11 protein-coding genes are annotated in these 14169 nt (G+C 70.9%); 4 read left to right on the top strand and 7 right to left on the bottom strand.

Features of this window, described 5'->3' with window-relative positions; genetic code table 11:
* The first annotated feature begins 97 nt into the window (after window positions 1-97).
* The 4 genes from rsmG to ACZ4K2_RS16265 all read left to right on the top strand — a co-directional run bounded on the left by rsmG (window position 98) and on the right by ACZ4K2_RS16265 (window position 4305).
* The gene (gene rsmG, locus ACZ4K2_RS16280) at window positions 98-814 is read left to right on the top strand and encodes a 16S rRNA (guanine(527)-N(7))-methyltransferase RsmG (RefSeq protein WP_467468450.1); all 717 of its coding nucleotides are present in this window, start codon (window positions 98-100) and stop codon (window positions 812-814) included.
* A 390-nt stretch (window positions 815-1204) separates the two neighbouring features.
* Window positions 1205-2278 (top strand): ParA family protein, encoded by a 1074-nt coding sequence (locus tag ACZ4K2_RS16275; RefSeq protein ID WP_467468826.1) that lies wholly within the window; start codon window positions 1205-1207, stop codon window positions 2276-2278.
* Window positions 2275-3366: a ParB/RepB/Spo0J family partition protein gene (locus ACZ4K2_RS16270; protein ID WP_467468452.1), complete on the top strand. Its 1092-nt coding sequence runs from the start codon at window positions 2275-2277 to the stop codon at window positions 3364-3366. Before ACZ4K2_RS16275 ends, ACZ4K2_RS16270 begins: the two co-directional genes overlap by 4 nt.
* Before the next feature lie 321 nt (window positions 3367-3687).
* Complete coding sequence (locus tag ACZ4K2_RS16265; RefSeq protein WP_467468454.1) at window positions 3688-4305, top strand: GNAT family N-acetyltransferase; 618 nt, start codon at window positions 3688-3690, stop codon at window positions 4303-4305.
* Window positions 4306-4355: 50 nt separating this feature from the next.
* Here ACZ4K2_RS16265 and trxA read toward each other — a convergent pair whose 3' ends face one another.
* The 7 genes from trxA to ACZ4K2_RS16230 form a co-directional block, all read right to left on the bottom strand.
* Window positions 4356-4688 carry a thioredoxin gene (gene trxA / locus ACZ4K2_RS16260; protein WP_467468456.1) on the bottom strand — a complete coding sequence of 111 codons (333 nt, stop codon included), beginning with the start codon at window positions 4686-4688 and terminating at the stop codon, window positions 4356-4358.
* Window positions 4689-4734: 46 nt separating this feature from the next.
* Entirely contained in the window at window positions 4735-5703 is a 969-nt protein-coding gene (trxB, locus tag ACZ4K2_RS16255; protein WP_467468459.1) for a thioredoxin-disulfide reductase, read from the bottom strand.
* 154 nt (window positions 5704-5857) lie between these two features.
* A complete protein-coding gene (locus tag ACZ4K2_RS16250; RefSeq protein ID WP_467468461.1) occupies window positions 5858-6703 on the bottom strand; it encodes an anti-sigma factor in 846 nt (281 codons plus the stop codon).
* Window positions 6700-7449, bottom strand: a complete 750-nt coding sequence (sigM, locus tag ACZ4K2_RS16245; protein WP_467468463.1) for an RNA polymerase sigma factor SigM — start codon at window positions 7447-7449, stop codon at window positions 6700-6702. Before sigM ends, ACZ4K2_RS16250 begins: the two co-directional genes overlap by 4 nt.
* 26 nt (window positions 7450-7475) lie before the next feature.
* Window positions 7476-9197 (bottom strand): protein kinase family protein, encoded by a 1722-nt coding sequence (locus ACZ4K2_RS16240; protein ID WP_467468465.1) that lies wholly within the window; start codon window positions 9195-9197, stop codon window positions 7476-7478.
* Between the two features lie 118 nt (window positions 9198-9315).
* Window positions 9316-11685, bottom strand: coding sequence for a murein biosynthesis integral membrane protein MurJ (gene murJ, locus ACZ4K2_RS16235; protein ID WP_467468467.1), 2370 nt, complete (start codon window positions 11683-11685; stop codon window positions 9316-9318).
* A 46-nt stretch (window positions 11686-11731) separates the two neighbouring features.
* Window positions 11732-14104 carry a DUF6049 family protein gene (locus tag ACZ4K2_RS16230; RefSeq protein WP_467468469.1) on the bottom strand — a complete coding sequence of 791 codons (2373 nt, stop codon included), beginning with the start codon at window positions 14102-14104 and terminating at the stop codon, window positions 11732-11734.
* Window positions 14105-14169: the final 65 nt, after the last annotated feature.

Raw genomic sequence — 14169 nt, 5'->3', positions numbered from 1 at the left:
GCCCCGTCTGTTGCGCAGGCGGGGCCGAACTTTGTCAGCCTGGTAGTTCTGGTGGCCGGTGCGTGAAGCGCCGGCGCGGTACGGAAGGACGGTCCCCGTGACGGAGGCAGCGGAGCTTCCCCCCGCGCCCGAGCAGGCGCGGGAAGTGTTTGGCGATCGCTTCGCCGATGCGGTCCGCTATGCGGAGCTGCTCGCGGAGGCGGGGGTGCAGCGCGGCCTGATCGGCCCGCGGGAGGTGCCCCGCCTGTGGGAGCGGCACATGCTGAACTGCGCGGTGCTCTCCGAGGCCGTCCCCGAGGGGGTGACGGTCTGCGACGTCGGCTCCGGGGCCGGGCTGCCAGGCATCCCGCTCGCCCTGGTCCGCGAGGACCTGAACATCACGCTGCTGGAGCCCCTGCTGCGGCGCACCAACTTCCTCACCGAGGTCGTCGAACTGCTCGGTCTGGACCATGTCACGGTGGTGCGCGGTCGCGCCGAGGAGGTCCTGGGCACCCTGCCGCCCGTCCATGTGGTGACGGCTCGGGCCGTGGCCCCGCTGGACCGCCTGGCCGCGTGGGGCATTCCGCTGCTGCGCCCGTACGGCGAGATGCTCGCGCTCAAGGGGGACACCGCCGAGGAGGAGCTCAAGGCCGCGGCCACGGCCCTCAGCAAGCTCGGCGCGGTCGAGACGTCCATCCTCCAGGTGGGCGACGGCGTCGTGGACCCGCTGTCCACGGTGGTGCGGGTCGAGGTCGGGGAGAGCCCGGGCGGTGTCCGCTTCGCGGCGAAGCGCGCGAAGGCGGCCAGGACGGGACGGGCGCGTCGCCGCCGCTGACGGTCCCCGCACCCGCGAGAGGCGCTCTCCTCGGCAGGAGAGCGCCTCTGTGCTGTCGTGGCCCCGGTCGCCCGCCCCGTTGAGTCGCTGATCTTGACAAGCGGGAACTTACGTAAGACGGCGGGCGCCAGAGCGTGCTCGGCGGAGTGTCGCTCACATAAGGGACAATTTGTTGTCATCGTGTTTCACGTGAAACGTCGCTCACTGCTGCACGGCATCATCGGTCGGGGTCGCGCTGCGGCCGAACCACGTGACCGCAAGCCCCTCGGTTCACTCGACGAGAATCCCGCCTCTCCGGCGGCTCCGCCCCTCTCCAGAGGTACGGAGTTGTCCACAGAGGTGGATTTCTCCACAGAACGCCCGGCCTCACTGGTTCCTGACCCCGAAGGCATGGGAGGCTCTGTTCATTGCGAGCTTGAAGTCGAGGAGAGTGAATCCTTGCGGTCCGACGCCAACATCGCGGGACCGATGACCGATCCGGTCCCCGGTCCCCGAACCGAGTCGACGGGAGCGGATGTTTCACGTGAAACACTGCCCCCGATGGACGACACTCCCATCGGTCGTGCGGCCCAACTGGCGGTGGAGGCTCTCGGCCGCGCCGGCGAAGGTCTGCCGCGACCCGAGCAGACCCGAATCATCGTGGTCGCCAACCAGAAGGGTGGCGTGGGCAAGACGACGACGACCGTCAATCTCGCCGCTTCGCTGGCTCTGCACGGTGCCCGTGTCCTGGTGGTCGACCTCGACCCGCAGGGCAACGCGTCCACCGCCCTGGGAATCGACCACCACGCAGAAGTTCCCTCCATCTACGACGTCTTGGTCGACAGCAGGCCCCTCTCCGAGGTGGTCCAGCCCGTCGTCGACGTCGAAGGACTCTTCTGCGCCCCCGCCACCATCGATCTCGCCGGTGCGGAGATTGAGTTGGTCTCCCTGGTGGCGAGAGAGAGCCGGCTTCAGCGAGCCATCCAGGCGTACGAGCAGCCGCTGGACTACATCCTCATCGACTGCCCGCCCTCGCTGGGCCTGTTGACGGTCAATGCGCTCGTCGCGGGCGCGGAGGTGCTCATCCCGATCCAGTGCGAGTACTACGCCCTGGAGGGCCTCGGTCAACTCCTGCGCAACGTCGACCTGGTACGAGGGCACCTCAACCCCACCCTGCATGTGTCGACCATCCTGCTCACCATGTACGACGGCCGGACGCGTCTCGCCTCCCAGGTCGCCGAAGAGGTGCGCACCCACTTCGGCGAGGAGGTGCTGCGGACGAGCATTCCCCGCTCAGTCCGTATCTCCGAGGCGCCGAGCTACGGGCAGACGGTGCTGACTTACGATCCAGGATCGAGCGGCGCCCTCTCGTACCTTGAGGCGGCCCGAGAAATCGCGCTGAGGGGCGTCGGTATCAGCTACGACGCGAGCCAGGCCCACATCGGCGCCCAGAACGACCCGAGCATGGTGGAGGGGATGCAGTGAGCGAGCGACGGAGGGGATTGGGCCGGGGTCTCGGCGCACTGATCCCCGCTGCCCCGACCGAGAAGGCATCCGCCCCGGTCGCACTGGGAGGAGCGGCGTCCGCGTCCCCGTCGGCCCCGGTGCTGACGACCGACCGCGGAGTGGCCGCGGCCAAGGTGACCACCCTGCCGGCCGTCAGCCAGGAACCCGAGGCGACACAGCCCGCCCCCGGGATGCCGGCGCCGCCGATGGGTGCCCACTTCGCGGAGATCCCCCTCGACGCCATCACGCCGAACCCACGCCAGCCGCGGGACATCTTCGACGAGGACGCGCTCCAGGAACTGGTCACCTCCATCCAGGAAGTCGGCCTCCTGCAGCCCGTCGTGGTGCGGCAGCTGGGCGTGGGCCGCTATGAGCTGATCATGGGTGAGCGCCGCTGGCGCGCCTGCCGGGAAGCCGGCCTGGAGGCCATCCCCGCCATCGTCCGGGCCACGGACGACGAGAAGCTCCTCTTGGACGCCCTGCTGGAGAACCTGCACCGGGCGCAGCTGAACCCGATCGAAGAGGCCGCCGCCTACGACCAGTTGCTGAAGGACTTCAACTGCACGCACGACCAGTTGGCCGACCGGATCGGGCGCTCTCGCCCGCAGGTCTCCAACACCCTGCGGCTGCTGAAGCTGTCCCCGACCGTCCAGAAGCGGGTGGCCGCCGGTGTGCTCTCCGCCGGTCACGCCCGGGCCCTGCTGGCCGTGGAGGACTCGGAGGAACAGGACCGGCTCGCGCACCGGATCGTGGCCGAAGGGCTGTCGGTGCGGTCCGTGGAAGAGATCGTCACGCTGATGGGCTCGCGTCCCCAGAAAGCCTCGCGGGCCAGGGGGCCCCGGGCCGGTTCCGTTCCCTCACCGGCGCTGAACGAGCTGGCCACCCGGCTCTCGGACCGCTTCGAGACGCGGGTGAAGGTCGAGCTGGGCCAGAAGAAGGGGAAGATCACCGTGGAGTTCGCCTCCGCGGACGACCTTGAGCGGATCCTCAGCACGCTCGCCCCGGGCGAGAGGCTGGCCCTCCAGAAGAGCCTTCAGGAGAGCGGCGGCGAGGAAGCGCAGGACTGATCCCCGGGCGCTGCCGCCGCTGGTGCAGGGGAGCGGGCCGTGACCGGTACACGCCGGACACGGTCCGCTCTTTGCTGGGAGCCGGTGTCGACCGCAGGGCATCGTGGATACGATGCGATCAGTCATGGCACATCCACCGGACGGCAGATGCATCTGCGAGTGGGAGACGGGGGCCATGCGAACGATGAGCCGCACCGGACTGGTGAGCGCGGGTCTGAGCCTCGGAGCGGTCGGCGGATTCGTCGGCAGCCTGTTGAGGGAACGGAGCGCTCGGACAGCCGCTCGCGATGCGGCGGGCGAAGGAAGCGAGGATCAGCCTTCATGGGGCGCCGGCTCGTACCGCTGACTCTGGACAACCTTCAGGACCTCCCCGACCGCTGCCGATCCTGTGTCTTCTGGGAGCTTGATCCCGTCAGCGGCGAGGCGGCACTGACGGCGGGTACGGCCGCGGCGGAGAAGGAAGCCTGGATCTCCGCGGTCCTCCTCGACTGGGGCTCGTGCGGTCGCGTGGTGTACGTCGACGACGTGCCGGTGGGCTACATCCTCTACGCGCCGCCGGCCTATGTGCCCCGCTCGACGGCGTTTCCCACGAGCCCGGTCTCGCCGGACGCCGTGCAGTTGATAACGGCGCTGGTCATGCCCGGCTACCAGGGGCAGGGACTGGGCCGGGTTCTGGTGCAGGCGGTCGCCAAGGATCTGCTCCGCCGGAGCTTCAAGGCGATCGAGGCGTTCGGCGACGCGCGGTGGGAGCACCCGGCCTGTCTGCTGCCGGCCGACCATCTCCTGTCCGTGGGCTTCAAAACGGTCCGCCAGCATCCGACGCACCCGCGTCTGCGGCTGGAGCTGCGGTCCACGCTCTCCTGGAAGGAAGACGTGGAGATGGCGCTCGACCGGCTCCTGGGAGCGGTCCAGAAGGAGCCCTCACTGCGGCCGCTATAGCGAATGGGCCAACCCCGAGGGGTTGGCCCATTCGTGTTTCACGTGAAACATCACTTGGTGATGAACTCTTCAAGGTCCCGGAGCAGCGCGGCCTTGGGCTTGGCGCCGACGATGGTCTTGGCAACCTCGCCGCCCTGGTACACGTTCAGGGTCGGGATGGACATGACGCCGTACTTGGCGGCCGTGCCGGGGTTCTCGTCGATGTTGAGCTTGACGATCTCGATCTGCTCGCCGTACTCGGCGGCGATCGCCTCCAGGGACGGGGCGATCTGGCGGCACGGGCCGCACCAGGCCGCCCAGAAGTCCACGAGGACGGGCTTGTCGCTCTTGAGGACCTCCTGGTCGAAGTCGGCGTCGGTCACAGTCTTCAGGTTGCCGGCCACAGTGGGCTCCTTACCTCGGTCGTGTGGTGGGGCGGGAAGGGGAAGGTCAGACGGCGGTCTTCTCGGGCTCCGCCTGGTCCTCGTCCGCGAGGGCGGCAAGGAAGCGCTCGGCGTCCAGGGCCGCGGAGCAACCGGTGCCGGCCGCGGTGATCGCCTGGCGGTAGGTGTGGTCGACCACGTCACCGGCGGCGAAGACACCGGTCACGTTGGTGCGCGTGGACGGCGAGGCGACCTTCAGGTAGCCCTCCTCGTCCAGGTCTAGCTGGCCCTTGAACAGCTCGGTGCGCGGGTCGTGGCCGATCGCGATGAACAGGCCCGTCACGGGCAGGTCGGACAGCTCGCCCGTCTTGACGTTGCGCAGCTTCAGACCGGAGAGCTTCTGCTCGCCCTGGACCTCGGCGACCTCGCTGTCCCACACAAACTTGATCTTCGGGTCGCCGAAGGCGCGCTCCTGCATGGCCTTGGAGGCGCGCAGGGTGTCCCGACGGTGGACGATCGTCACCGACTTGGCGAACCGGGACAGGAAGGTGGCCTCCTCCATCGCGGTGTCGCCACCACCGATCACGGCGATGTCCTGGTCCTTGAAGAAGAACCCGTCGCAGGTGGCGCACCAGGAGACGCCACGTCCCGAGAGCGCGTCCTCGTTCGGCAGGCCGAGCTTGCGGTGCTGCGATCCGGTGGTGACGATGACGGCCTTCGCCCGGTGGACGGTGCCCGCCGTGTCGGTGACCGTCTTGATCTCACCGGTCAGATCGACGGAGACGATGTCGTCCGGAATCAGCTCGGCACCGAAGCGCTCCGCCTGGGCGCGCATGTTGTCCATGAGGTCGGGCCCCATGATGCCGTCGCGGAAGCCCGGGAAGTTCTCCACCTCGGTGGTGTTCATCAGCGCACCACCCGCGGTGACGGCGCCTTCGAACACCAGGGGCTTCAGCGACGCACGGGCGGTGTAGAGCGCCGCCGTGTAGCCTGCCGGCCCGGAGCCGATGATGATCACGTTACGGACGTCGCTCACGGCTTGATTCCTCGTCTCTGGTCTGCGTCAGTCGACCGGGGAGAGACCCTTTCGGACCTCTCACCCGACCCAACGGATCCTACGGGCCCCGCATTCCCGGTGTGTCCGGGCACACGCACGCCGTAGGGCGTCCATAGGAGTGTTCCAGCAGACCTCAAGAACGGGCGACGGACTGCCTCAGCAGAACCGTGCCGGCCGAAGCCGACTGCTGCCGGGTACAGGCCGCGTCGACCACGTAGGCGGTGACCCGATCGCTGTCCGGGGCATCGGCCACGACGACGAGGTAAGCGGCCTTGCCGACGTACGTTCCCGTCTTGGCGGCGAGGACGTCGGCGCTCTGCCGGACCGCTTGCCGGACGCAGTCCGGGACCGGTACCCCGCTCTGCACGAGGGTCCTCGGCCGGTCCGTCGAATCGGCCGAGTCCGAGCGCGGCAGTTCCCTCTTGACGGCGAGGAGGGCGTGCACCTGGTGTCCCACGCTGTCACCGGAGAAGGACCCGGCGGTGGGAGACGGGGTTCCCTGGGCGGTCGGGTGGTTCGTGTTGTCGCCGAGCGACGTCACGGCCAGGCCACCGGCACCGAGTACCGCGGCGGTGAGAACGGCGCCCAGGGCGAACCGCCCGCGGCGCCGGCCTCGCACGGATTCCTTGCGTCCCGGCCCGGTCGCCGCACGGGGCCGCCCGGCGGGACGATCCGCGAGAGGCGATGTTTCACGTGAAACATCGTCCGGGGTGCTCGCGCCGTCGGTGGGCGGTGCCGCTTCGGCGGCCAGGGCCGCGTCGATGCGCCACGCGATGTCGTCCGGCATGGGCTCCGGCTCGGACACCGATCCGAGGAACCCCCGGATCTCCTCCAGCGAGGCATGCAGGTCCGCGCACGCGGCGCACGTGTCCAGGTGGCGGCGCACGTACGTGCTGCGGTCCGCCGGCAGCAGCCCCTCGGTGAGGTCGGAGATCTCCGCGACGTCCGGGTGCCCGGCCGTGTCCGTCGTCGATGTCACGCTCGCCCACCTCCGCCCTTCACTACGGCTGCATCACTCGGTCCCGGGCCCCTGGTGCGTCCGCTCGGCGACCCCGTTGCCGGTGGGACGGATGGCTCTTCCTCCCGGTTCCGTCGCGGACCGCTTTCCTGTCCGCGCTCCTCCCGGCCCGGCCGGCCGGGCCCGCCGCCTTCCGGCCGCAGGTGCGTGAGCAGGGGCAGGAGCCGCGCCCTGCCCCGCGCACACCGGCTCTTCACCGTCCCCGTCGGCACGTCCAGGATCCGCGCGACCTCTGCCACGGGGTAGCCCTGCATGTCCACCAGGACCAGCGCGGCCCGCTGCTCCGGGGGCAGTGTGCCGAGCGCCTCGATGAGCTGGCGGTGGACGTCCTTGCGCTCGGCCGGCGCCGAGGCGGACTCGTGCGGCTCCAGCAGGTGCTCCAGCCGCTCGGTGTCGTCGACGGGATCCGTCTTCCGCGAGGCCGCCTTGCGCACCCGGTCCAGGCAGGCGTTCACCGTGATCCGGTGCAGCCAGGTGGTGACGGCCGACTGTCCCCGGAAGGTGTGGGCGGCCCGGTAGGCGGACACCAGGGCGTCCTGCACCGCGTCAGCGGCCTCCTCGCGGTCCCCCAGGGTCCGCAGGGCCACCGCCCAGAGACGGTCCCGATGCCGCCGTACGATCTCGCCGAAGGCATCGGGGTCGCCTTCCACGTGGCGGGCGAGCAGGTCGCGGTCGCCCACTCCGTCGTATCCGGCGCCCTCCGCCATCTGCCCCCTCCGGTCCGGGTGGGCCGTCAGCCCGTGAACTTCACTTCGCCGACGGCCTGCTTGTAGCCCTCGTTGCTGTACAGGGCCGAGTCGTACCCCGAGTACGGCACGGCCGTCAGCCAGACGAGGACGTACTGCGTCTTCAGCGGCTTGGCGACCTTCACCGTGGCCGTGGTGCCCGTGGTGGTGGCCGTGCCGATCCGCTGCATCGAGTCCAGGGACGCCGGGCTCAGCGAATCCGCGGCGTACAGCTCGACCGTGGTGTGATCACCGGCGTACCGCAGGTCGACGGTGGCGGTGCTGAGGTTCCTGGCCGAACCGAGGTCGTAGACGATGCCCACGCCCGGCTTGTACGGCGCGATCGGCGGACCGTCGGAGAAGCTCCTGGTCCTCCAGTACGACGACGAGTCCCCGTCGTAGGTCTTGGCGACGTCGCCGGGGTGCTGGGCGTCGCCCTTGGCGACGAACTCCTGGCCGTTCTGGATCGCTATCGGAACCGGCTTGGGCTTCGCCTCGTTCTTGTCGCCGTTGTCGGTCGTCCGGCTCTTGCGGGTGTCGTCCGACTTCTTGGTCCGGTCCATCAGGGCGTCGGCCAGCTGCCAGCTGCCCAGGCCCAGGGCGGCGATGAGGAGCGCCGACACCGCCCACTTCAGGGCCTTGCCGGTGCGGCTCTGCAACGGGGGAGGAGGCGGGGCGATCGGCTGCGTGATCCCGGGATGGGCCGCCGGCCGGCCGTACGTGCCCTGCTGGTAGGTCGTGCGCTGGTACTCCGGCGGGGCCGTGAACGCCGGCTCGGGCGGGCGGATGCGCGGCATCTCGCCGATCGCCTTCACCAGCTCCTCCGGCGTGGTGCAGGCGGCCTCGTGACGGGACGCCGTGGCCCCGTCGTTGGCGAGGGCACGCATGGCCAGCTCGGACAGACCGCGGTGGACACCGGCCCGCACCTGGTCCGGCGGAATGAGGCCGAGGTCCTTGGGCAGGCCGGACAGGCCGAACGCGTCGTTCTCGTAAGGCCAGCGCTGCGTCAGCGCGGCGTACAGCAGGGCGCCGATCGCCTCGGTGTCGGTGCGCTGCGGGGTTTCGGAGCCGACACCGCGCAGCGCCGCGTTCACCGCCAGTCCGCGGAGCCGCCACTGACCGGTGGAGGTGCGCAGGACGGCGTTCGGGTTGAGCCGCAGATGGGCGAGGCCCTCCCGGTGCGCGGCCGCCATCGCGGAGGCCACCTGACTGACCATCTGGTAGGCGTCGTGCGGCTCCAGCGGGCCGCTCGCGAGGAGCGTGGACAGCTCGGTGGCGTCGGGCAGCCACTCGTGGACGACGTAGACGAGGTCGTTCTCCTCGACGGCGTCGAGGACCTGGACGAAGCGGGGATCGCCGAGCAGCGCGGAGGAACGGGACGCGGCCAGGACGGCACGGGCCCGGGAGTGGTCCGCGGGCAGTACGTGGACCCCGACGGCGCGGCGGAGTTTCTCGTCGACCGCACGCCAACTGCTGAACCCGTCCAGACGGGTGACGCACTCCTCCAGCCGGTAGCGCCTGGCCAGCTTGTGACCGCTGTGCAACTCCGGAGGCGAGGCCTTCCGTCCGGGGCCCTCGGCTCCGCCACTCCCCTGTGCCTCTTCGATGTCCGTGCCCCGCTCCGGGTTCTTGGCCACCCCGTCGGCCGTGGACTGGTCCGCCTTGGCGGTCAGCGGTTGCTCACCGCTGTTGTCTGCCACGTCGACGGCAGCCGTGCTCCGTTCCGCCACCGTCGTCCCTGCCTCCCCATCCGTTGCACGCTGTCCGACGCCGAAACCAATTGTGCCCACAGTCGGCCGCTATGCACGACACACGGCGACGGACGATGGTTGTGCGCCTACCCCCGCCTCAACGCCCCAGACGCCCGCGCACCATACCCACGAGCGAGTTGAGCTCCTCGATGCGCATCCGCCGGGCGGCGACGAAGAAGACGCCGAACAGGACGGCACCACCCGCGACGAGCGCGGCGAAGGAGCCGGCGACGCCCAGGCCGAGGGTGTGCCCGATGCCGTAGCAGGCCGCGCCGCTGAGCAGGACCGCGGGCACCGAGGCGATGGCCAGCCGCGCGTACGTGCGCACCACCCGGGCACCGTCCAGGTCCCCGCCCAGCCGCTTGCGCAGCCGGCGCCAGGCGACACCCACCCCGATGGCGTAGGCGAGACCGTAGGCGGCGGCCATGCCGACGACCGCCCAGCGGGCCGGCAGCAGGAAGTAGCACAGCGCCGCGGCGACGGCGTTGACCGCGGCCACGATGACCGTGTTGTAGAACGGCGTGCGGGTGTCCTCGTACGCGTAGAAGGCGCGCAGGACGACGTACTGCACGGAGTACGGGATGAGGCCGAGGGCGAAGGCCATCAGCATGTAGCCCATGTTGACGGCCGCGCCGGTGCCGGCGGAACCGAAGACCAGCGTGCACATCGGGATGCCGAGCGAGATGAACCCGAACGCGATGGGCACGATGGCGACCGCGGTGGTGCGCAGGCCCTGGGAGATGTCGTCGCGGACGGCCCCCGGGTCCCCCTCGGCGGCCGAGCGGGAGATCCGCGGCAGCAGGGCGGCCATCAGGGACACGGTGATGATGGCCTGCGGCAGGCCCCAGATCAGCTGGGCGTTGGCGTAGGCGGCGAAGCTCGTGCCCGAGACGCCGGACTCCTTGCCCGCGGCGATGGACAGCTGGGTCACCACCAGGGCGCCCGCCTGGTTGGCGAGGACGAACAGGACCGTCCACTTGGCGAGCATCGCGGCCTTGCCCAGACCGTGGCCCCGCCAGTCGAAGCGCAGCCTGATCCGGAAGCCGGTCTCGCGCAGGTAGGGGATCATCGCCAGTGCCTGGACGACCAGGCCCAGCAGCACGCCGACGCCGAGCAGCCGCTGGCCCTCCGGCGGGATGGTCTCGACCTTCAGGTGGGAGTCGGCGGCGGTGCCGTAGACCCAGATGAACATGCCGAGCGTCACGATGATGACGATGTTGTTGAGGACCGGGGTCCACATCATGGCGCCGAACTTGCCGCGCGCGTTGAGGATCTGACCCATCACCACGTGGATGCCCATGAAGAAGATCGAGGGCAGGAAGTAGCGGGTGAAGGTGACCGCGACCTCGTTCGCGGCCGGGTTGTTGGCCACGGGGTTGGCCAGCGCCCGCACCAGCAGCGGCGCGCCGAGCATCGCGAGCCCGGTCAGCACGGCCAGGGCGACCATCACCACGGTCAGCAGCCGGTTGGCGAAGGCCTCGCCGCCGTCCTCGTCCTCCTTCATGGAGCGAACGAGCTGCGGTACGAACACGGAGTTCAGGCCGCCGCCGACGGTGAGGATGTAGATCATCGTCGGCAGCTGGTAGGCCACCTGGAAGGAGTCGGCGAGGAAGCCGAGGCCCAGTGCGGCCGCGATCAGCGCGGAGCGGACGAAGCCGGTGAGGCGGGAGACCATCGTGCCCGCCGCCATGACGGCGCTGGACTTCATCAGGCCGGCGGCCCGTCCGCCCTTCTTGGCCGGAGCGGTGCCGCCGGGCGGCGTGACCTCCAGCTCGACCGTTCCGACGGCCGCGACCGGGTCGGGGGCGGCCGCCGGCGCGGGCACCGGGGACTGCGCCGGGTGTCCGGCGGGGTACCCGGCGGCGGGTGCGGCCGGGTAGCCCGGGCCGGCGTACGGGTGGCCCTGCTGCGGATCGTGCCCCTGCGCCTGCGGGTACGGGGCGGTGGCGTCGTGCATGCCGCCCGGTCCGGCCGGGGCCGGGGGATCCATGGGGGCGTGCCCGCCGCTGTGCTGCTGGTCCTTGAAGAGGTGCGCGAAGGCGTCCGGCTCGTGGTACTCCTCGCCGGAGTGCGAGACCAGGTCGTCCACGCCCACGAACTGCGTCGTGCGCGGGTCGTCGCCGTAGGGCAGGTACTGGGTGGCGCCGCCGGGCTCCGGCGCGGGGGGCTGCGCCCACACGCGCGGGTCGGGGGCGTAGGGCGACTGGGCCGGCGGCGCGTACGGCGGCTGCTGGGGGTCGTACGACCCGGGTGGCGGCGGCGGGTGCGCGGCGCGGTCGTACAGGGCCTCGGCCACCGGGTCCTGGGCGGCCAGGTCCTGCGCGCGGTAGGGGTCCTGCTCGTAGGCGTCCTGGAGGTACATGTCCGCCGCGTGCTGCGGCGGCACCTGGCCGGAGTCGGGCGGCGTCTCGGGGTAGCCCGAGCCGGCCGCGCCATGGCCGCGGTCACCGTCGTACGGCGCGTTCATGCCTTACCCCACCTCATCGTCCCGGGCCCACCGGCCACGACATCGCTCAACGGTCCACTCTCTCACCCGTCCCGGACGGGTCGGTGCTTTCCGGTGCGGTGTCCGGCGCAGGGTCACTCGGCTGCTCCGGGTCGCCTGCCCCGGTGGCGGAGTCGGACTCCCCCGGGAGACGGTCCCCGGGCGCCTCGGGGTTCCCGGGCTCGTCCGGGCCCGTTCCCGCGGTGCCGGGGCCCTCGTCCCCGGCCTGCCGGGAGGCGGCGCGCTTGCGCTGGGTGTACATGCGGAAACCGGCGAGGACGAGGAGCAGGACGCCACCGCCGATGACCAGCATCACGGTGGGGGTGACCTCGGTGACCTTCACGTCGAAGCTGACCGGGGCGCCGTACCTCCGGCCGTCCTCGGTGTACAGCTGGGCGATGACCGCGACCCGGCCGTTGGCATTGGCCGAGGTGGTGAACTTCACGGACTGGCTGTGCCCGCCGGAGATGTCCACGGGCTGCTCGGAGTAGGCCTTGCCGCCGATCTTCAGACGGGTCGGCATGGTCGACTGGAGGCGCAGCACGAGGTGGCCGACGGGCTGCACGAGGTTGTTCTGCACCGTCACCGGGATCGTGGCGCTGCGTCCCGAGAGCTTGGTCTCCGACTTGTCGATCAGCTTGACCTGGTCGGCCAGCTCGTCCAGCCAGGTCTCCACGGCGCCCCGGTAGCTGTCCGCCTCGCCGCCCCGGCCACGCCAGGACGTGGACATCTCCCGGTTTATCGCTCGTCCGAACGGGGTGACCACGCGGGACTGGTCGGTGAGGACCACGCGGAAGCTGTCGAGCTTGTCCTGCGTCCGGGCGATCTGCTCGTAGGCGGTCCTCGGCAGCTCCTGCCGGCGCAGCCAGGAGGGGTAGGCGTACGCCGACGGGATGCGCGTGGTGGCGCCCGGGTCGGGCTTGGCCTTGGCCGCGGCGGTGAGGTCCTGCGGCTGGGACCAGGTGCCGCCCTGGAGCGCCGTCAGCGCTGCCGCCATCGCCTGGGCCTGGCTCGCCGTGGGCGTGCGCTGCGGAGCGACGACGATGCTGCGCTGCTTGTCCGTCTGCATGTTCAGCTGCAGGCTCTGGGCCAGGAACTGCTGTACGGCGAGCGTGGCCGGGCCCGCCTTCGTCAGGTCGCCCTGGAAGGCCGTGGACAGCCGGGCGTCGGCGACCACCGCCGTGGTGCCGCCACCGACCGGGCGGGCGGCGGACGGCGTGTACGACAGCCCCCCGGTCTCCCGGAGGCTGTCGCTGCGGGCGATCACCCGGTCGGCGCCCGCGGAGGTCGCGACCTTCATGATCGACGGGTCCACGGCGCCGTTCACGGGCCAGGCGAAGTCGGTGCTCGGAGTGACGTGCAGCACGGTCTTGACCGTGGTCGCGGCGACGTCGGTGGCGTCCTTGAGGTGGCTGAGCGAGCCGGTGACGCTGGTGCCCTTGTGCGCCAGCGAGGCCAGGTCGGGGTCGGCGAACGGCAGCGCGACGACCTCCTTGCCGGCCACCGCCTTCTGCAGCGCGGCCAGCCACTGCTTGGCCAGCGACTGGTGCTCCCGCGACCCGGCCGTGCTGGTGCCGCCCGTGCCCTGGATCCGGTAGTTGCCCACGGCCATCGCGTCGACCGAGGCGAGCAGGTCCGGGTCGATCACCCAGGTGACGTCGAGGTCCTGGCCCAGCTCCACCAGCTGGGCCAGCCGGCCGCCGGGAGCCAGCTCCTCGGCCAGTTCGTCGTCGAGGAACTCCGGGGTCTGCAGATCGCCGGCGTCCGTCTTGGCGCTCATGTGCACCTGGGAGAGCAGCGGCCACAGGAACGTCGTCCTGGTCTTGGTGCCGGCGTCCGACGACTGCCACGGCAGGAACGTGCGCCGGATGCCGAGGAGCTGGTCCCACTGCTGGGAGGAGGTCTGGCCGGAGAGGGCGACCCCCAGTTCGTAGACCCCGTCCGCACCGAGGTCGAGCTTGTCCAGGGGGACGGAGATGCTGAAGTGCTCGGCGACACCCGGGGCCAGCTTGTCGAACTCCTCCTGGTACTTGCCGCCGACCTCCGAGCCGGAGAGACCCTGCGCTTCGTCGGAGTGCCGGGCCACGGAGTCGATGTCCGAGCGGCTGGTCAGCTGGGAACCCACCCGCAGGCCCACATGGGCGTCCGTGACGGTCTGCCTGCCCTGGTTGGTCACCGTGCCGGACACGGTCAGCGTGTCGCCGTCCGTGGGGGCGCTGGGGCTGAGCGAGTCCACGGAGACGGACACCGTGTCGGAGGCCGCGGCCCGGGCGGGTATGGCTGCGGGAAGCTGGAGCAGACCGGCCAGGAGCGGGGTGCCCGCGAGAAGCGCTCCGGCACGCCACAGCCAGCGGCGGGCAGGTGAGGCACTGGTCCCCTGGAAGTCAGCCGCCTCGGCCACGCGCTCGCCCGTCCCTCGTCGTCAGTGGTCGTCGGAATGTGCGTCCACGCATGGTAACGATGCGC

Source organism: Streptomyces sp. NPDC025833 (assembly GCF_055558055.1).
Note: the sequence above shows the minus strand (reverse complement) of the source record. Positions and strands in the feature narration are given on the sequence as shown.

Coding starts and splice junctions, on each gene's coding strand:
- sigM (WP_467468463.1), bottom strand. CDS start 7,449: ATGGCGGAGGGCGCCGGATACGACGGAGTGGGCGACCGCGACCTGCTC.
- ACZ4K2_RS16265 (WP_467468454.1), top strand. CDS start 3,688: ATGGGGCGCCGGCTCGTACCGCTGACTCTGGACAACCTTCAGGACCTC.
- ACZ4K2_RS16275 (WP_467468826.1), top strand. CDS start 1,205: ATGGGAGGCTCTGTTCATTGCGAGCTTGAAGTCGAGGAGAGTGAATCC.
- murJ (WP_467468467.1), bottom strand. CDS start 11,685: ATGAACGCGCCGTACGACGGTGACCGCGGCCATGGCGCGGCCGGCTCG.